We start from the raw sequence: 17,148 nt of genomic DNA on the forward strand, positions 1-17,148 counted from the left end.
ATGATGAACGGAGGACTTCGATACCAATTTGCTAGGCTGAGCATTGCGGAAAAACTGATAGCCGTTAACGTACTTATATTTTTACTTGACGGTCTTTCAGGTGCCTTGTTGGGCTATTCTTTTTCCAAATGGTTCCATTTGCCAAAAGATTTTTTTGAGTTTTTGGTCCAGCCGTGGTCCTGGGTCACCTATTCTTTTTTCCATGCAGGTCTGGGGCATATTTTTTGGAACATGCTCATACTTTATTTTGCGAGCAGGATTTTCTTGAATCTGTTCGATGAACAACGCTTCATCAATGTCTACTTTTTGGGTTTGATGTTGGGCGGACTTCTATTTTTGCTTAGTTATAATGTGTTTCCCACCTTGGTCAATTCCAATACGGCATTGGTAGGGGCTTCGGCAGGAGTAAACGCCGTTTTGATATTTGTTTGCGCCTATATTCCCAATCAAGAGGTGCGGGTGATTTTCTTTAATATCAAACTGTGGTACATTGGAGTGGCCTTGGTAGTCAAGGATTTGGTGCTTATTGGTATGGGTGATAACATTGGTGGGGGTATGGCCCATTTGGGCGGAGCTTTCTTGGGTTATGTGTATGCCCGTCAACTTTTCAAAGGGAACGATATTGGGGCTGGGTTTACGACGATGAGGAACGGTATTGCCAACCTATTCAAACCCAGAGAGAAGAAGGCCCCAATGAAAACGGTGTACAAAAACAGGACATCGACTACCAGTAAGGCCGATTATGACAAGCAGGCCAAGCAGAAGAAAATAGATTCCATCTTGGACAAAATCAGCAAATCTGGTTACGAAAGCTTGTCAAAGGAAGAAAAGGACTTTTTGTTCAAGGCCGGTAAGGAAGACTAAAGTGTGAAAAAATCTACCTCCATATTTGATAGGGTGGTCTATGCAATCAATGTATTGTTTGCGCTGCTTTTAATCGTTACGGGTCTTATTTCCTATGTTCCGCTACAATTTTTTGCGGCCATTTCGGTATTGAGCTTGGTCGTACCTTTTCTTTTTGCCCTAAATGCCTTGTTCTTTTTGTATTGGGCGGTACAGCTTAAACGAAAATTTGTGCTATCCCTACTGGCGATGGTGCTCGGCTACTGGATGTTTGGACCGTTTTACGGTTTTGATAAATCGGAATCCTACCAAAAAACAGCTTCTGACTTAAAAATCATGTCCTACAATGTTTGGGGGTTTAACAAAAATGGATGGATGCCAGAGACAGGTATTGGAGATAGCATTATTGAGCTTGTTAAAAAAGCAAATCCTGATATCCTTTGTATTCAAGAGCATAGCAGACTACGGAATAAGCAGCTACAACAATACCCCTACCGTAGTGAGACACCTCGCTCTGAAAGGCGTGCCACTCAAGCTATTTTTTCCAAATATCCCATAATCGGCAGCGGTTCCTTGGAATTACCCACTACCCAGAACAATATTATTTATGCCGATATTTTGTTTCAAGAAGATACCATACGCGTTTATAATTTGCACCTGCAGTCTTTTAAACTCAAGCCCAGCACGGATAACTTTACCGATGGAGAAGAATCGGAGAGAACTTATAAAAGACTGGTTGCTACCTTCTCCAAGCAACTGGAACAGGCGGAGATTTTTAGAGAACATCTTAATAAAAGCCCCTACATCAATATGGTTTGTGGAGATTTTAACAATACCCAATTTTCCAATATCTATAAAATTGTGAAAGGAGATTTGCAAGATAGTTTTATAGAAAAAGGAAAGGCATGGGGGCGAACGTACAATTTTGTAAAATTACCCCTTCGTATTGACTACATCTTGGCCGATGAAAACTTCAAGGTACTTTCCCATCAAAACTTTGACAAATACCTATCTGACCACTATCCAATAATGGCCACCTTGCGATTGACATCACATCAATAGGCAATCCACAGAATCTGCGATAATATGGATGATCAAAGCCAATCCGATTATCCGGGTAGGTTTAAAAAACGGTAAGATGGCATAGAGGGCAATGGCCCAATAACTGTGCAAGAAGTGAAACCCTACGCTGCAACGCTGCGGGTCAAAAAGGGGGTCGGCCCAAAAATGATCAACATCAATCAGAATTCCAGCTAGAAGAATCAACGCAATCTTGATGCGATTGCCCTTAAAAAACCAGAACGCAATGAGTATGGGCACCAAAAAATGAATGCCATAATGAATAAAGTGCCTAAGCATGTTGCAAATCTAAAGGGAAATCTTTCAAGTAGTCGAGGGCATTGGTGCCTTCATTGAACAACAGGTCCAAAATGCTCAAATTGGGAATAAAGCCATGTCGCTCCTCAAACACCTGCGGGTAGGGCTCCATAGACCAGTCTTTTTCTTTTTTGGCCTCTACCAAAAAACGGGCGTCCAAATAAACTTCTGGTCGCACTTCGTAAATCTTGGTTTTTTCATGCAGTACGGCAATCCCCATGCACCCTGCAACGGCTTCAATGGTCTTGAGATTGAAATCATAGAGTGCATCCTCATCTCCTTCATAAAGCGGTTTGATATCATCTTCATAAAATTCAAAAAAAGGGGAGGTGCGATAAGCCGTTTCCAAGGTCCGCCAGTGTTCCTTTTTCCAATTGTAGCTATTCTCGGTGGTGACATCTGCATATTTTTGACGCCCTTCTTTTCCGCCTACATGTTGTATGGGAATGTTGAGCATATGCTTGCCCTTGTCCGTAGCAATGTAGCAACGGTTGCGGTAGGTCTGTTTTTGAAAATTGTCCTTCGCCTCCCAAATCACCTCATGCTGAACAATAGCCGCAAAGGTGGCAATACTTGGAAAATAGGAAGGGTGGGCAAGAATTTTCAAGGAACTTCGGTTTTGTAATCTTATGCGTTTTTCTTCTTTCGTTTTCGGACGAAATCAAAAATGAACCAAGCGGCCAAAAGTCCGATGAAGTACCAGAAATAGGAAACAGGTTGGCCACTTCCGCCAACGGTGGTGAACACACGGTCCCATCGTACTCTCCAATTGGCGATACCTTGCCTAAAATTATCGAAACTCATCCAAAGGAACACAGGTTTCCCCACAATGTGGTCTGCCGGAACGTACCCCCACGTCCTGCTGTCCTCGGAGTGGTCGCGGTTGTCTCCCATCATCCAATAGTAGTCTTGCTTAAAGGTGTACGAATCGGCTTCTTCGCCATTAATAAACACTTTGGTGCCAGTAACCTTTACCTCGTTGTGCTCGTAATCGCGAATGATTTTCTTGTACAAGGGAATGGTCCTTGAATTGATAGCTACGGTAGTTCCAGCTTTTGGAATGTAAATAGGACCAAAGTTGTCGTTGTTCCAAGGATATAGATTGGGCTTTTGCGGAAAGGTGTTTCCTCCGTACATGCCTTTAGGTTCTACGGTTTGAACCACGGAATCAATAGCAGGATTATTTCTGAGCGCCGTCACCATATCGTGGGTGAGGTTCGCCATTCGGGAGCGTGGTTTTTCTTCGCTAAGGGAAAGCCTTAATTGACGGATAACCTCGGTAGGGATTCCCTGCTCCTGTGTGAACAATTCAATTTTGCCATCTCCAGCTGGCCTTCCACCTGAAATAAAGGGGGCCAAAGCATTGTACTGCGCTTCATTGATGTTAGTAGCGATATATTTGCGGACATAATCTGATGCGTCCACTTCTTCCAAATATCTACTGGAGACGCCATTTTTAGCGTAAATTTCGTAAACATACATCGGTTTTGCCCTGTCAGACAATTGAAGCTGTTCCCCATTGATGTAGACATATCCGTTGATGACTTCCAAAGAATCCCCTGGAGTTCCCACGCATCGTTTTACGTAGTTCGATTTTTTGTCGATAGGTTTGATGACCGCTTTTTGTGCCTTGAAAAACTGATACAAGGTATCCGCTGGCAAACTAAAGACGACAATATCGTTTTTCTCCACTTTTTCAAACCCGGGCAATCGCATGTATGGCAATTGTAGTTTGTTGATCCAAGAAGTTTTGTAGGTATCTGGGTTAACGTTGGCCAAATATGAGCGGGTTTTGAGCACAGGAAGGGTGTCGTGTACCATGGGTGCGGCCAAGGTGGTCATAGGTACGCGAGCCCCATAGTGGAACTTGCTCACAAACAAGAAGTCGCCCACACGAAGTGTACGTTCCAAAGACCCTGTGGGTATTACGTAGGGTTGGATAAAGTAGGTATGGACAAAGGTTGCGGCTACGATCGCAAATACGATGGAACTGACCCATTCGCCCAATCCTGTTTTTGGCTTTAGGCTGCGGTCTTCAATGTATTGTACATCTTCTGCGTAGTTGATGTAAAAAATGTAAAAACCAAGCGTCAATATCACCAACCAGGTGTCTACCAACGAGTTTTTGCCAAAGCTTCGGATGGTTTCCACCCATACCACGGGGAACATCAATAAATTGATGATGGGAATGAACAATAAAATGACCCACCACGAAGGCCTGTTGATGATTTTCATCAAAATAATCCCATTATACACGGGTATGGCGGCTTCCCATGCCTTTCTTCCGGCTTTAACGTAGAGTTTCCAAGTTCCCAAGAAATGGATGACCTGAATTATCAGAATAAAAATAATCCACTGAATTCCGTCCATAATACATATTTCTTTGTTAGACTCTCGGCCTAAATTGTTGTTACGTTTTTTAGCTTAGGTTTAACACGTCCTTCATGGTGAACACACCTGTTTTTCCCTGAATCCATTCGGCTGCGATAACCGCACCCAATGCAAAACCTTCCCTGTTGTGCGCTTCGTGCTTTATCTCGATGGTGTCCACAGGGCTTTTATAAAAAATGGTGTGCGTTCCCGGTACCATGCCCTCCCTGATGGATTTTATGGGTATGGTTTTGTCGCCGGATTCATCCAGTTTCCAATTCTCGTATGAACTGTTCTCGATAATGCCTTCGGCTAAGGTGATGGCCGTTCCGCTCGGTGCATCCAGTTTTTGGGTGTGATGTATTTCTTCCATGGAAACATGATATTGCTCCACGGTCGACATCATTTGGGCCAACTTTTTGTTGAGTTCAAAAAAGAGATTAACGCCCAAACTGAAGTTGGAGGCATAGATAAAAGCACTCTTGTTTTCTTCACAGATACGCACCGCTTGTGAAAACCGGCCCAACCACCCCGTGGTGCCGCTGATTACCGGTACCTGGTTTGTAAAGCAGTTGGTAATGTTATCAAAAGCAGCTTCGGGGGTACTGAAATCAATGGCAACGTCCATGGAGCTGTAATCCACATCTTGTGTGGGGTCATCAATTTTTGCTACAATGGTATGGCCCCGTTCTTGAGCGATTTGCTCTATCATTTTTCCCATTTTGCCATATCCGAAAAGAGCAATCTTCATACGCTAAAATTTTATTACCATGGCCATGCCATAGTTAAGGTCGTTGGTAAATGGATTGATGTCTATTACGGGGTTAAAATCCACCGCCAAATCATCACTTACATTATATTGCTTTAAATGGGAATCCACGTTGGCATCGATGATGTTCAGTGCGTAGAGTGCTATGGTAATCACCAAGGCCAAGTCCCTGTCCCGTTGCGTATTTTCTTGAGCTGATTGCAGGGCTTCGGAAGACACGTCGGGACCAACGCCATCGCCGTTCAGGTCAAAGAACTCGTCGTCCTCAAAGCCGGCCAGCCGCCGTTTAAACGCATTTCGGGCTCTTCTATATTCGGTGTTATTGAAGGAGTACACATAAATTCCGGTTCCCATGGCACCCCAAACGATAGGTGCTTTCCAATATCGCTTATTGTAAATTTGACCAAGACCGGGCAGAATAGCAGAATAGAAGGCAGCTTTGCTGGGCGCTAGGGGATTGATGTTCTCTTGTTTTGTAACCTCTTCAAAAGTGACGCCTTTCCCTTTCATGTTTTGTGCAAGGGAGTCTGCCTCTTGGGTCTGCTGAGGTTGCTTTTCGTTTTCCTTTTTCTCTTCTTCTTGAGAAAAACCTAACTGTAACCACAAAAAGGAAAAGAGCAGTAAAAGGAGGTTTTTATTCACCTGTCAATAATTTTTTGATACGCTTAAAGTCTTCTTCCGAGTGGAAGGGTATCACAATTTTTCCTTTTCCGTTTTTGGATGTGGTAATATCTACTTTGGTCGCAAGCCGTTCTTTAATGGAATCAAGACTTTTGGAAACGAATTCGGGTACATCTTGAGTGGATTTTTTCTTGACTGAACCTGCACTTTCAGGTTCTTTTCTTGCTTTCACCAGTTGTTCCGTGGCCCTTACGGACAAACCTTCGGAAACCACTTTCTCGTAAATAGCGATCTGGTCTTTTTTCTTATCAATATTGATAAGCGCCCTACCATGGCCCATACTGATGAACCCATCGCGCATTCCCGTTTGGATAATAGGGTCCAACTTGAGCAGACGCAGGTAATTGGTTATGGTGGAACGCTTTTTGCCCACACGATCGCTCAATTTTTCTTGCGTGATTTCAATCTCATCAATAAGTCGCTGGTAGGACAAAGCGATTTCGATGGGATCCAAATCTTGCCTTTGGATATTCTCCACCAAAGCCATTTCCAAGGATTCTTGGTCGTTGGCAATGCGGATATAGGCAGGAATGGTTTCCAATCCCACCAACTTGGAGGCACGGAACCTACGTTCCCCAGAGACCAGCTGGAATTTGTTGAAATCCAGTTTTCGTACCGTAATTGGCTGTATAATGCCAAGCTCGCGAATGGAACTGGCCAGTTCTTCAAGGGTTTCGTCGTTAAAATTGGAACGTGGCTGAAAAGGATTGACTTCAATGGAATTGATGTCCAGTTCTACTACATTTCCAATAACCTTGTCCGCATTTTTATCCGAAACTGATTTAATATCGTTGTCCGGATCATTCAAAAGAGCGGACAGGCCTCTTCCCAACGCCTGTTTTTTTGTTGCTTTCGCCATCTAAACTTTCTCCTTGTTTTTCTTCAAAATTTCGTTGGCCAAGTTAAGGTAATTGGAGGCACCTTTGCTACTGGCATCATATTTTATAATGCTTTCGCCATAACTTGGGGCCTCGCTCAGCCTAACGTTTCTCTGGATGATGGTATCAAAAACCATATCCGCGAAGTGCTTTTTCACTTCTTCAACCACTTGGTTGGAAAGTCGTAACCTAGAATCGTACATGGTCAACAACATTCCTTCGATGTCCAAATCGTTGTTATGTATTTTCTGTACACTTTTTACGGTGTTCAATAACTTTCCTAGACCTTCCAAGGCAAAGTACTCGCATTGAATCGGAATCATTACCGAATCGGCTGCGGTAAGCGCGTTCAACGTGAGCAAACCCAAAGATGGCGCACAGTCGATCAATACAAAATCGTACTTGTCACCTAGATTCTTCAGGGCTTCTTTCATCATATATTCCCTGTTGTCCTTGTCCACCAATTCGATTTCGATGGCCACAAGGTCAATGTGAGCGGGAACCAGGTCAACATTCGGGGAATCTGTGGTAACCGTTACTTCTTCAACGCTCATGGTATGCTCCAAAAGCTGGTAGGTTCCGTTTTCCACGGAATCCACATCAATGCCCAATCCAGAGGTAGCATTGGCTTGGGGGTCTGCATCAATCAGCAGTACTTTTTTTTCCAATACGCCCAAAGAGGCTGCAAGGTTGACCGTAGTGGTCGTTTTTCCAACACCACCCTTTTGGTTTGCTATTGCAATAATCTTGCCCATTTCATAGTAAGTTAGGCGTTAAAAATACGATTATTTAAGATGCGATAAAATGTAATTTGTTAACAGGGGGTGAATAAACCTGCTATGCTGCGTTAAATAAAGTTAAACTTTTAGGCACAAGATGGTTACGAATCCTAATCCAGAAGGATGTTCAGGATTTCCGTGGCCGCATCGGCAATCTTCGTACCTGGTCCGAATACTGCCACCGCACCATTGTCCAGCAAATGTTTGTAATCCTGCTTCGGAATTACCCCTCCAACAATCACCATGATATCTTCCCGACCGTATTTTTTGAGTTCTTGAATTACTTCGGGAACCAAGGTTTTATGTCCACCGGCCAAGGAGGAAATCCCAAGCACGTGTACATCGTTTTCCACGGCCTGTTTGGCCACCTCGGCGGGAGTCTGAAATAGAGGACCAATATCCACATCAAAACCAAGGTCGGCGTAGCCAGTAGCTACCACTTTGGCGCCACGATCGTGACCGTCTTGACCCATTTTGGCCACCATTATCCGTGGTCTACGCCCTTCCTGTTCGGCAAAGGCATCGGCCAACTTACGGGCATTTTCAAAACTTTCGTCGTTTTTGATCTCTTTGGAATACACTCCGGTAAAGGATTGGATTTTTGCTCTATAGCGTCCAAAGGCACTTTCCATGGCATCGCTGATTTCGCCTAGCGTAGCACGTTCTTTGGCAGCTTCAATGGCTAAAGCTAACAAATTTCCACGGTCGGTGTTGTTCTCCGAGGCTTTTTTGGCTGCGATTCGAATGGCTTCTAGGGCCTGTTCCACTTTTTCAGAATCTCTTGTGCTGCGGATTTGTTCCAAACGTGCCATTTGCTGCTTGCGTACTTTGGCATTATCCACTTCCAAGATCTGCAGCTCGTCTTCGTTTTCCAGTCGGTATTTATTGACGCCAACAATGACATCTTGGCCACTATCGATACGTGCCTGTTTTTTGGCTGCGGCTTCCTCAATCCGCATTTTGGGGATACCTTTCTCGATGGCTTTGGTCATTCCCCCTAATTTTTCCACCTCTTGAATCAGTTCCCAGGCATGTTCAGCAATCTCATGAGTCAATTCTTCTACTTTTTGACTACCGGCCCAAGGATCCACGGTTCGGGTAATATGGGTCTCTTGTTGCAGATAGATTTGCGTGTTGCGTGCAATACGTGCCGAGAAATCTGTGGGTAAGGCAATGGCCTCGTCCAATGCATTCGTGTGCAGACTTTGTGTTCCACCAAAGGCGGCAGCCATAGCTTCAATGGTTGTTCTGGCCACATTATTGAAAGGGTCCTGTTCGGTCAAACTCCATCCGCTGGTTTGACTATGGGTACGGAGCATGGAGGATTTCTCGTTTTTGGGGTTGAACTGTTGCAACAACTTGGCCCAGAGCATTCTTCCTGCGCGCATTTTGGCGATTTCCACAAAGTGGTTCATCCCAATTCCCCAGAAAAAGGAAAGCCTTGGTGCAAATTCATCGATTTTGAGACCTGCCTGTATCCCGGTTCGGATGTATTCCACGCCATCGGCCAAAGTGTAGGCCAACTCCATGGATGCTGGGGCTCCGGCCTCATGCATGTGGTAGCCCGAAATACTGATGCTATTGAAACGGGGCATGTTCTTGCTGGTAAACTCAAAAATGTCCGCTACGATTTGCATGGATGGCGTTGGGGGATAAATGTAGGTGTTCCGCACCATGAACTCCTTTAAAATATCGTTTTGTATGGTCCCGGATAGCTGTTCCATGGAAACGCCTTGTTCCAAACCCGCAACAATATAAAAGGCCATAATGGGTATTACCGCACCGTTCATGGTCATGGAAACGGACATTTTATCCAAGGGGATACCGTTGAACAAAATCTTCATGTCCTCAACGGAATCTATGGCAACTCCAGCTTTGCCAACATCGCCAACTACTCGGTCATTGTCAGAATCATACCCACGGTGGGTGGGCAGGTCAAAAGCTACGGAAAGCCCTTTTTGTCCGGCTTCCAGGTTTCTTCTGTAAAACGCATTGCTTTCCTCGGCGGTGGAAAAACCTGCGTATTGGCGAATGGTCCATGGCCTACGAACATACATGGTAGAGTAGGGACCTCGCAAAAAGGGAGAGATGCCTGCTGCAAAATTTTCGTGCTCGTAATTTTGGGTCTCGAGAGCGCTTGAACTGACTGCCAATTCCAGTTGTTGAAGGTCTTTTCTACTCATTGTTCAATCTTTTTTGTTCGGAAGTTTCAGCTAATCTTCTCGCAATAATGGGTTCAATGATGGTTTTTCTCGCTTTGGTCTTTACAAAAGGGTAAAGCTCGAGACTTTCCTTCATCCGATCTTCAGGATTTTGGTAGGTATTGGTACCCAACGAAACAATTTTTCCCTCATCAAAAAGCTGTTGTTCCTTTTCGGCGCTCTCCTTTATTTTTTGTTGGATGGTTCCCTTTTTTATTCCATCCAAAAATCCACCTCCTTTTTCCAATTGCTTGAAAAGGGAAAGGGCTTTTTCTGCCAATTGGTGCGTAAGTGATTCGATGTAATAGGAACCTGTTGCAATTTGGGATGCTTCGGCCAGATAACTTTCTTCTTTCAACAGCAACAATTGATTTCGTGCAATGCGTTCCCCAAATTCGTTGTCTTTGTGGTAGAGGGCATCATAGGGTAGATTACAAACCGTATCCGCCCCGCCCAATACTGCCGACATGCATTCCGACGTGGTTCGGAGCATGTTCACATTGTAATCGTAAATTGTTTTGTTGCGCTTGGATGGAATTGCCAGGATATGACAATCGCTTTTGATGCCATATTCCGATGCCAAACTGGTCCAAAGCCACCGCAATGCCCTCAATTTGGCTATTTCAAAGAAATAGTTGCCGCCCACAGCTACGGTAAAGGTAACTGGGAAAGACTTCTCGAGTCCGCTCGAGGAGACATGGTTAAGATACTCATTGGCATGGGCCATGCCATAGGCCAGCTGCTGTACCATATTGGCGCCCGCATTTTGACAGTGCGAGATATCGATTCCTACGATTGAAATATCCGAAGTACCGAGCTTCACCAGATGATCAAAAATGTCGTGGTCTTTCTCTAATGTATGGTACCAGTTGCCCTCTTTGGCCAAATGTCCGATAATGTCTACGTTCAAATGGGCTTTTGCATTTTTGCTTTTGAGGAGAGATACTAATTTTTGAATGGGTTCCAGGGCCAAAAACTCAAAGTTGAAATAGAGTTGGATGTCTTTCAGAATTATTCCCGACAACAAAGCGTCAAAATCGATTTCCTCATTGGGAACCGTAAAAATCAAACTTTCTACCCCTTTTTTTAGGATTTCCTGAGCTTTGGCATTGGCTTTTTGCGCATCACCCGCATAAATGGATTGACCAACAGACCAATCATGGTTCTTGGGTAGAGGATAGGTGGAGATGTTTTCCAGGTCTTCGGGATGGTAGAACGGTTTTACGTTGATGCCTTCCAACGATTCCCACACCAATGTCTCGTTGTAATCGGCACCTTTGAGGTCCATCTGGATTTTTTGTTTCCACTGCTTGGCGGTAACCTCGGGGAATTCGCTAAATAGGCCGGATTTAGTCATCGTTTTTGTGCTTTAGGCTGTCTTCGTACTCGATCAAGAATATTTCTTCGTTATCCTTTTTCATGTAATATTTTTCGCGAGCGAGTTTTTCCAACTCCTTTTCATCGGACATCTTTTTCAAGATTTCCTTGTCCTTGGCAATCTCGCTTTTCAGAAATTCTTTTTCCTTCTCCAACTTATCGATTTCATTCTCCAGTTCCAAATGGATCAAAAGGGAATTGGTATCAAAAAAGGCCATCCAAATCACAAAAATGGTCAGCACCAAAATGTACGTATTGGTCATGATCTTGAACCATTTCTTTTTTCTCCATTCCTTTAAGCCCATGCTACGCGAGTTTATTGTTGATAATGGTCCTTACAATGTCCACGGCCACCGTATTGTAGTGGTTGTTCGGGATAATAATGTCGGCAAACTCCTTCGACGGCTCTATAAATTGAAGGTGCATGGGTTTTACGGCAGTTTGATACCGCGTAAGCACTTTCTTCAAGTCATGCCCCCGTTCTTGCGTGTCCCTTTGCAGCCTTCGTATCAAACGTTCGTCCGAATCGGCATGCACAAAGATCTTAATATCGAACATATCCCTAAGCTTAGGGTTGCTCAGCACCAAAATGCCCTCCACGATCATCACTTTTCTGGGCGGAGTGGGAATGGTCTCCTTCATCCGGGTCTCTTCCACAAAGGAATAGATGGGGGTGTCGATGGTTTTTCCCTCTTTCAATAATTGGATATGCTCGATCAAAAGGTCAAAGTCTATCGAATTGGGGTGATCAAAGTTTACCATGGCCCTTTCTTCCTTGGTCAAATGGGAAAGATCGTTATAATAGGAATCTTGGGAAATAACCCCAACCTCGTCCGTCGGCAGCTGCTCCACAATTTGGTTTACTACCGTAGTTTTACCGCATCCCGTGCCGCCTGCAATCCCTAAGATCAGCATAGTTTAAATTTTGGCATCAAAAATAAACAAATGATTACATCTCCTGCCCAATTACGACACAACATAATTAAGGAAGATTAAGATAACAATTAATGATCATTGTCATAATTATTGGTTTCGATTGGCCATAGCTTTGTATGAATTCTAATGCAATACCCTTATATTTATCAAGCTAACCAATGGAAATTTTTGATATGAATGATTCTTATTCGGTCAAGGTTGGGGATGACTTTGACTTTACACTTTCCAAGGATACGATTTCTTCGTTGGATTTGATCAAGACTGGTGATGGGGCCTATCATTTATTGAAGGATGGCACATCGTACCACGTAAAGATCCTGGATTCCCAATTCAATAAAGGAACCTATACCATCAGCATTAACGGTAGCGAATACGAAACCGCTATACAGACCCCTTTGGATGAACTGATCAAAAAAATGGGTTTTGCCGTGAATGCGGGAAAAAACATCGACTCCATTTCAGCGCCCATGCCGGGATTGATTCTGGATATTTTGGTGGAAGCAGGACAGGAGGTGAACGAAGAGGACCAATTATTGATCTTGGAGGCGATGAAAATGGAAAACATCATCACCTCGCCTCGACAGGGGGTAATCAAAAGCGTTAGCGTATCCAAAGGCGACGCCGTAGAGAAAAAACAATTGTTGATCGAATTTGAATAAAGCAACATGAAAAAAATATTGATTGCCAATCGTGGCGAAATCGCTGTAAGGGTGATGAAGACCGTCAAAAAAATGGGAATAAAAACCGTTGCCGTTTATTCTGAGGTCGACAGAAACGCTCCACATGTATTGTTCGCCGACGAAGCCGTCCGTATCGGCGAAGCACCCTCGAACAAATCCTATCTCAAAGGGGACAAGATCATTGAAGTGGCCAAAAAACTCCAAGTGGATGGCATCCATCCCGGTTATGGCTTTTTAAGTGAAAATGCTGATTTTGCCGAAGCTGTAGAAAACAGCGGAATTACGTTTATTGGGCCAAAATCCAAGGCCATCCGAATTATGGGAAGCAAACTAGCAGCCAAGGAAGCTGTAAAAGCCTATGATATTCCCATGGTTCCCGGTATTGACGAAGCCATTTCGGATGTGGCCAAAGCCCATGAAATTGCCAACGAAGTTGGTTATCCCGTATTAATCAAGGCCTCTGCCGGTGGTGGTGGAAAAGGAATGCGTATTGTGGAAAAAGAGGAAGATTTGGAATCCGGAATGAAGCGGGCCATTAGTGAGGCCACTTCCGCCTTTGGCGATGGCTCCGTTTTTGTGGAAAAATATGTGACTTCGCCCAGGCATATCGAGGTACAGGTAATGGCCGATACCCATGGGAATGTGTTGCACTTTTTTGAAAGGGAATGCAGCGTGCAGCGGCGTCATCAAAAGGTAGTGGAGGAAGCGCCTTCTGCCATTTTAACGCCCGAATTGCGCAAAGAAATGGGCGAAGCGGCCTGTAAAGTGGCCAAATCCTGTGACTATATTGGTGCCGGTACCGTCGAATTTTTGATGGACGCCGACCATAATTTTTATTTCTTGGAAATGAACACCCGTCTGCAAGTGGAGCATCCAGTGACTGAATTGATCACTGGGGTAGACTTGGTAGAGTTGCAGATAAAAGTGGCCCGTGGCGAAGAATTGCCCATGAAGCAGGAAGACCTTACCATAAATGGACACGCCGTGGAACTTCGGGTATATGCCGAAGATCCTTTGAACGACTTTTTGCCCAGTGTTGGGAATCTGGAGACCTATCAGCTGCCCGTGGGAGAGGGAATTCGGGTGGACAACGGTTTTCGGGAAGGAATGGATATCCCCATTTACTACGATCCCATGCTTTCCAAGTTGATCGCCTATGGTAAAACAAGAGAGGAAGCGATTGAACTGATGCTGGACGCCATTCAAAATTATAAGGTGAAAGGAGTACAGACAACCTTGCCTTTTGGCAGCTTTGTGTTTGCCCACGAAGCCTTCCGTTCTGGGAATTTTGATACCCACTTTGTAAAGAATTATTACGCTCCCGAAATGATAAAGGAACAAACAAGCAACGAAGCGGAAATTGCCGCCATGATTGCCCTTTATCAATTTTTGGAAGACAAGAAAATAGTACGATTACCTTCAAACTGAATCCATGGATCACAAAATAAAAGAACTACAGGACAGAATTGCACAGGCCCATTTGGGCGGTGGTGAAAAACGCATCGAAAAGCAACATCAGAAGAAAAAACTAACGGCCCGGGAACGCGTGCTCTACTTTTTGGATGAAGGCTCTTTCGAGGAAATGGGCATTTTGGTGACCCATCGTACCACTGATTTTGGCATGGATAAGGAAATGTACTATGGCGATGGTGTTGTGACCGGCTACGGAACCGTAAATGGACGGTTGGTGTATGTGTATGCGCAAGATTTTACCGTTTTTGGGGGAGCGCTTTCAGAAACCCACGCAGAAAAAATCTGTAAGGTGATGGATTTGGCCATGAAGGTAGGTGCACCCGTTATCGGGCTCAATGATTCGGGGGGAGCCCGGATACAGGAGGGAGTACGATCGCTAGGCGGTTATGCCGATATTTTTTATCGAAATGTGCAGGCATCCGGTGTGATTCCACAGATTTCGGCCATTATGGGACCTTGTGCCGGTGGGGCGGTATATTCGCCCGCCATGACCGATTTCATCATCATGGTGGAAGAAACCAGTTATATGTTCGTGACAGGGCCCAACGTGGTCAAAACGGTAACCAACGAGACCGTGACTTCGGAAGAATTGGGCGGTGCCAGTACCCACGCTGTAAAATCCGGGGTGGCGCACAGGACTTCGGCCAATGATGCTACCTGTTTGGATGATATCAGAAAACTTTTGGACTATTTACCGCAGAACAATAAGGAAACCACTCCGCTATTGCCATACGAGCTTGGCGATGAAACCCGTGAGGAACTGTCCAGCATTGTTCCCGACAACCCCAACAAGCCTTACGATATGCATGATGTGATCAATGGAATCATCGATGCGGATTCGTTCTATGAAATCCATAAGGAGTATGCGGAGAATATTATTACCGGCTTTGCCCGATTGGGTGGACGAAGTATCGGGATCATTGCCAACCAGCCCATGTTCCTGGCCGGGGTTTTGGGAGTAAAAAGCTCGCGCAAGGCCGCGCGATTTACCCGTTTTTGTGATTCGTTCAATATTCCCTTATTGGTCTTGGTGGACGTCCCTGGATTTTTGCCCGGAACGGACCAGGAATGGAGCGGGATTATCGTACATGGTGCCAAATTGCTCTACGCTTTGAGTGAGGCGACCGTGCCCAGAGTTACCGTGATTACCCGAAAAGCCTATGGTGGCGCCTATGATGTGATGAATTCCAAACATATCGGAGCCGATTTCAACTATGCCTGGCCCAGTGCCGAAATTGCGGTCATGGGGGCAAAAGGAGCGAGTGAGATTATTTTTAGACGTGAAATTGCCGCTGCCGATGACCCAGAAGCCAAACTCAAGGAAAAGGAAACCGAGTACGCTGATAAGTTTGCAAACCCTTACAGGGCCGCAAAGCGTGGTTTTATCGATGAGGTGATTCTGCCCAAAGATACCCGAAGCAAATTGTTGAAGACGTTTGCCATGCTGGAAAAGAAAGAGGTACAAACCCCATGGAAAAAGCATGGGAATATTCCGTTGTAAGCTCGGCAAGTGATCAAACTTTAAGGCCTGACACGAATGGCACGGATTTTCTCGAAAACCTTAGTTTTTAGATTTTCCGAGGGCTGACGGTTTAACTACAACATCACCGTCTTCCCAGTTTTAACCGATTCATCGGCGGCGAGCACGATTTTAAGGCTGTTCACCGCATCGTTCAAATGGTCGGTGAGGTCACGGTCGTTTATAATGGCATCGAGCAGATATTCTTGTTCCAACAGACATAGTCCATCATGGTCCGGCTCGTCCGCAGTGCTGATGATTTCATCCTTTTTGGTAAAATTGCCTTCTGCATTGAGTTCGCTGTGGTGCAGTTTCAAACTTCCTGTTTTGGTATGCCCCTCGATATCCTCAGAAGCGCCTTTGTCCAAATCACTGATGGAAACACAGCCTTTGGGACCTATCACATCTTTGATAAAAAAGGCGGTTTCACTCATCATGGGACCCCAACCTGCCTCGTACCAGCCTACAGAACCATCCTCAAAGCGAACCTGTAACTGCCCATAATTGTACATCTCGGTATCCACTTCGTCCGATAAATGGGCACCAATGGCAGAAACACTAATGGGTTTGGAGCGGGTCATGGAACACATCACATCCACATAGTGCACGCCGCAATCCACTATGGGCGACATGGATTTCATCAGTTGCTTATGGGTATACCATTGCTCTCCGGAGCTTTGCTGGTTCAGATTCATGCGCATTACCAATGGTTTGCCCAAGGTCTGAGCCATTTCGGTAAACTTGGCCCAAGTAGGGTGCACCCTCAAAATGTAGCCAACTACCATTTTTCGGTTTTGCTGTTGGGCCAGTGCCAACAAAGTTTGCGCTTCCGCTACGGTTAGGGCAAGGGGTTTTTCCACAAAAACATGGGCATTGGCTTCCAAGGCCATTTTCACATAATTAAAATGCGTATCGGGATAGGTGTTGATGGATACCACATCCGGTTGAGTGGCTCGGAGTGCCTCATCATAGTCCGAAAATGTAGGGGCACCGTCCAGTTCTTTGGACAGTCTCTCGCGACTTTTGGCCCCTCTACTGACCAATCCTACAATCTCAAAACCTTCCAATTGATGGTATGCGCGTGCATGGGAGGTTCCCATATTGCCACATCCGACCACCAATACCTTTAATTTGCCCATTGTTTCTAAAGATTTAGCCATAAAGATAGGGTTATCTACATTTTTTACCATGATTTGGAAGAAGTTAGGTTCGGTGGTTTCTGGAAGGACTTGTAAAATGTTCAACTACAACGATGTATATGTTTC

General features: G+C 44.9%; 17 protein-coding genes. 5 read left to right on the plus strand and 12 right to left on the minus strand.

The genetic code is table 11. The features are described 5' to 3' along the window. Together RBB12_RS05405 and RBB12_RS05410 are read left to right on the plus strand one after the other, a co-directional pair. Complete coding sequence (locus RBB12_RS05405; protein ID WP_306013305.1) at positions 1 to 864, plus strand: rhomboid family intramembrane serine protease; 864 nt, start codon at positions 1 to 3, stop codon at positions 862 to 864. A gap of 3 nt (positions 865 to 867) precedes the next feature. Next, complete coding sequence (locus RBB12_RS05410; protein WP_306013304.1) at positions 868 to 1,905, plus strand: endonuclease/exonuclease/phosphatase family protein; 1,038 nt, start codon at positions 868 to 870, stop codon at positions 1,903 to 1,905. On the opposite strand, the gene RBB12_RS05415 is transcribed toward RBB12_RS05410, so the two are convergent. From RBB12_RS05415 to udk, 11 genes are all read right to left on the minus strand, one after another. Further along, a complete protein-coding gene (locus tag RBB12_RS05415; protein ID WP_306013303.1) occupies positions 1,894 to 2,202 on the minus strand; it encodes a DUF6122 family protein in 309 nt (102 codons plus the stop codon). The genes RBB12_RS05410 and RBB12_RS05415 overlap by 12 nt on opposite strands. Next, complete coding sequence (locus tag RBB12_RS05420) at positions 2,195 to 2,827, minus strand: WbqC family protein (protein ID WP_306013302.1); 633 nt, start codon at positions 2,825 to 2,827, stop codon at positions 2,195 to 2,197. Before RBB12_RS05420 ends, RBB12_RS05415 begins: the two co-directional genes overlap by 8 nt. A gap of 20 nt (positions 2,828 to 2,847) precedes the next feature. Further along, positions 2,848 to 4,590 carry a signal peptidase I gene (gene lepB, locus RBB12_RS05425; RefSeq protein WP_306013301.1) on the minus strand — a complete coding sequence of 581 codons (1,743 nt, stop codon included), beginning with the start codon at positions 4,588 to 4,590 and terminating at the stop codon, positions 2,848 to 2,850. A 49-nt stretch (positions 4,591 to 4,639) separates the two neighbouring features. Next, a complete protein-coding gene (gene dapB, locus RBB12_RS05430; protein ID WP_306013300.1) occupies positions 4,640 to 5,341 on the minus strand; it encodes a 4-hydroxy-tetrahydrodipicolinate reductase in 702 nt (233 codons plus the stop codon). A 3-nt stretch (positions 5,342 to 5,344) separates the two neighbouring features. Then, a complete protein-coding gene (locus RBB12_RS05435) occupies positions 5,345 to 6,001 on the minus strand; it encodes a DUF5683 domain-containing protein (RefSeq protein ID WP_293284660.1) in 657 nt (218 codons plus the stop codon). Continuing rightward, positions 5,994 to 6,899 carry a ParB/RepB/Spo0J family partition protein gene (locus RBB12_RS05440; RefSeq protein WP_179384126.1) on the minus strand — a complete coding sequence of 302 codons (906 nt, stop codon included), beginning with the start codon at positions 6,897 to 6,899 and terminating at the stop codon, positions 5,994 to 5,996. Before RBB12_RS05440 ends, RBB12_RS05435 begins: the two co-directional genes overlap by 8 nt. Next, positions 6,900 to 7,673: a ParA family protein gene (locus RBB12_RS05445; protein WP_127141470.1), complete on the minus strand. Its 774-nt coding sequence runs from the start codon at positions 7,671 to 7,673 to the stop codon at positions 6,900 to 6,902. Positions 7,674 to 7,807: 134 nt separating this feature from the next. Beyond that, complete coding sequence (gene scpA / locus RBB12_RS05450) at positions 7,808 to 9,880, minus strand: methylmalonyl-CoA mutase (protein ID WP_306013299.1); 2,073 nt, start codon at positions 9,878 to 9,880, stop codon at positions 7,808 to 7,810. Then, positions 9,873 to 11,255, minus strand: a complete 1,383-nt coding sequence (locus RBB12_RS05455) for a methylmalonyl-CoA mutase subunit beta (protein ID WP_306013298.1) — start codon at positions 11,253 to 11,255, stop codon at positions 9,873 to 9,875. The genes scpA and RBB12_RS05455 overlap by 8 nt, the downstream gene beginning before the upstream one ends. Then, the gene (locus RBB12_RS05460; RefSeq protein ID WP_306013297.1) at positions 11,248 to 11,580 is read right to left on the minus strand and encodes a septum formation initiator family protein; all 333 of its coding nucleotides are present in this window, start codon (positions 11,578 to 11,580) and stop codon (positions 11,248 to 11,250) included. The genes RBB12_RS05455 and RBB12_RS05460 overlap by 8 nt, the downstream gene beginning before the upstream one ends. A gap of 1 nt (position 11,581) precedes the next feature. Further along, a complete protein-coding gene (udk, locus tag RBB12_RS05465) occupies positions 11,582 to 12,190 on the minus strand; it encodes a uridine kinase (RefSeq protein WP_306013296.1) in 609 nt (202 codons plus the stop codon). Between the two features lie 194 nt (positions 12,191 to 12,384). On the opposite strand from udk, the gene RBB12_RS05470 reads away from it, so the two are divergent. Genes RBB12_RS05470 through RBB12_RS05480 form a run of 3 tightly spaced genes read left to right on the plus strand, consistent with a single transcriptional unit; the run spans position 12,385 to position 15,865 of the window. Further along, positions 12,385 to 12,870 carry an acetyl-CoA carboxylase biotin carboxyl carrier protein subunit gene (locus RBB12_RS05470; protein WP_306013295.1) on the plus strand — a complete coding sequence of 162 codons (486 nt, stop codon included), beginning with the start codon at positions 12,385 to 12,387 and terminating at the stop codon, positions 12,868 to 12,870. A gap of 6 nt (positions 12,871 to 12,876) precedes the next feature. Then, a complete protein-coding gene (gene accC / locus RBB12_RS05475) occupies positions 12,877 to 14,319 on the plus strand; it encodes an acetyl-CoA carboxylase biotin carboxylase subunit (RefSeq protein ID WP_306013294.1) in 1,443 nt (480 codons plus the stop codon). Between the two features lie 4 nt (positions 14,320 to 14,323). Next, complete coding sequence (locus RBB12_RS05480) at positions 14,324 to 15,865, plus strand: acyl-CoA carboxylase subunit beta (protein ID WP_306013293.1); 1,542 nt, start codon at positions 14,324 to 14,326, stop codon at positions 15,863 to 15,865. Positions 15,866 to 15,960: 95 nt separating this feature from the next. Here RBB12_RS05480 and RBB12_RS05485 read toward each other — a convergent pair whose 3' ends face one another. After that, on the minus strand, positions 15,961 to 17,043 hold the full coding sequence (locus RBB12_RS05485; RefSeq protein WP_313882856.1) for a Gfo/Idh/MocA family oxidoreductase: 1,083 nt from the start codon (positions 17,041 to 17,043) through the stop codon (positions 15,961 to 15,963). Positions 17,044 to 17,148: the final 105 nt, after the last annotated feature.

It is taken from the genome of Allomuricauda sp. MMSF_3307 (assembly GCF_030733585.1).
In the GTDB taxonomy this organism is placed as follows: Bacteria; Bacteroidota; Bacteroidia; order Flavobacteriales; family Flavobacteriaceae; genus Flagellimonas.

Excerpts from the sequence above, each read along its gene's own strand:
- RBB12_RS05405 (WP_306013305.1), top strand. The coding sequence starts at position 1 with ATGATGAACGGAGGACTTCGATACCAATTTGCTAGGCTGAGCATTGCG.
- RBB12_RS05455 (WP_306013298.1), bottom strand. The coding sequence starts at position 11,255 with ATGACTAAATCCGGCCTATTTAGCGAATTCCCCGAGGTTACCGCCAAG.
- RBB12_RS05460 (WP_306013297.1), bottom strand. The coding sequence starts at position 11,580 with ATGGGCTTAAAGGAATGGAGAAAAAAGAAATGGTTCAAGATCATGACC.
- lepB (WP_306013301.1), bottom strand. The coding sequence starts at position 4,590 with ATGGACGGAATTCAGTGGATTATTTTTATTCTGATAATTCAGGTCATC.
- scpA (WP_306013299.1), bottom strand. The coding sequence starts at position 9,880 with ATGAGTAGAAAAGACCTTCAACAACTGGAATTGGCAGTCAGTTCAAGC.
- RBB12_RS05485 (WP_313882856.1), bottom strand. The coding sequence starts at position 17,043 with ATGGCTAAATCTTTAGAAACAATGGGCAAATTAAAGGTATTGGTGGTC.
- accC (WP_306013294.1), top strand. The coding sequence starts at position 12,877 with ATGAAAAAAATATTGATTGCCAATCGTGGCGAAATCGCTGTAAGGGTG.
- RBB12_RS05445 (WP_127141470.1), bottom strand. The coding sequence starts at position 7,673 with ATGGGCAAGATTATTGCAATAGCAAACCAAAAGGGTGGTGTTGGAAAA.
- RBB12_RS05415 (WP_306013303.1), bottom strand. The coding sequence starts at position 2,202 with ATGCTTAGGCACTTTATTCATTATGGCATTCATTTTTTGGTGCCCATA.
- dapB (WP_306013300.1), bottom strand. The coding sequence starts at position 5,341 with ATGAAGATTGCTCTTTTCGGATATGGCAAAATGGGAAAAATGATAGAG.
- RBB12_RS05470 (WP_306013295.1), top strand. The coding sequence starts at position 12,385 with ATGAATGATTCTTATTCGGTCAAGGTTGGGGATGACTTTGACTTTACA.
- RBB12_RS05440 (WP_179384126.1), bottom strand. The coding sequence starts at position 6,899 with ATGGCGAAAGCAACAAAAAAACAGGCGTTGGGAAGAGGCCTGTCCGCT.
- udk (WP_306013296.1), bottom strand. The coding sequence starts at position 12,190 with ATGCTGATCTTAGGGATTGCAGGCGGCACGGGATGCGGTAAAACTACG.
- RBB12_RS05480 (WP_306013293.1), top strand. The coding sequence starts at position 14,324 with ATGGATCACAAAATAAAAGAACTACAGGACAGAATTGCACAGGCCCAT.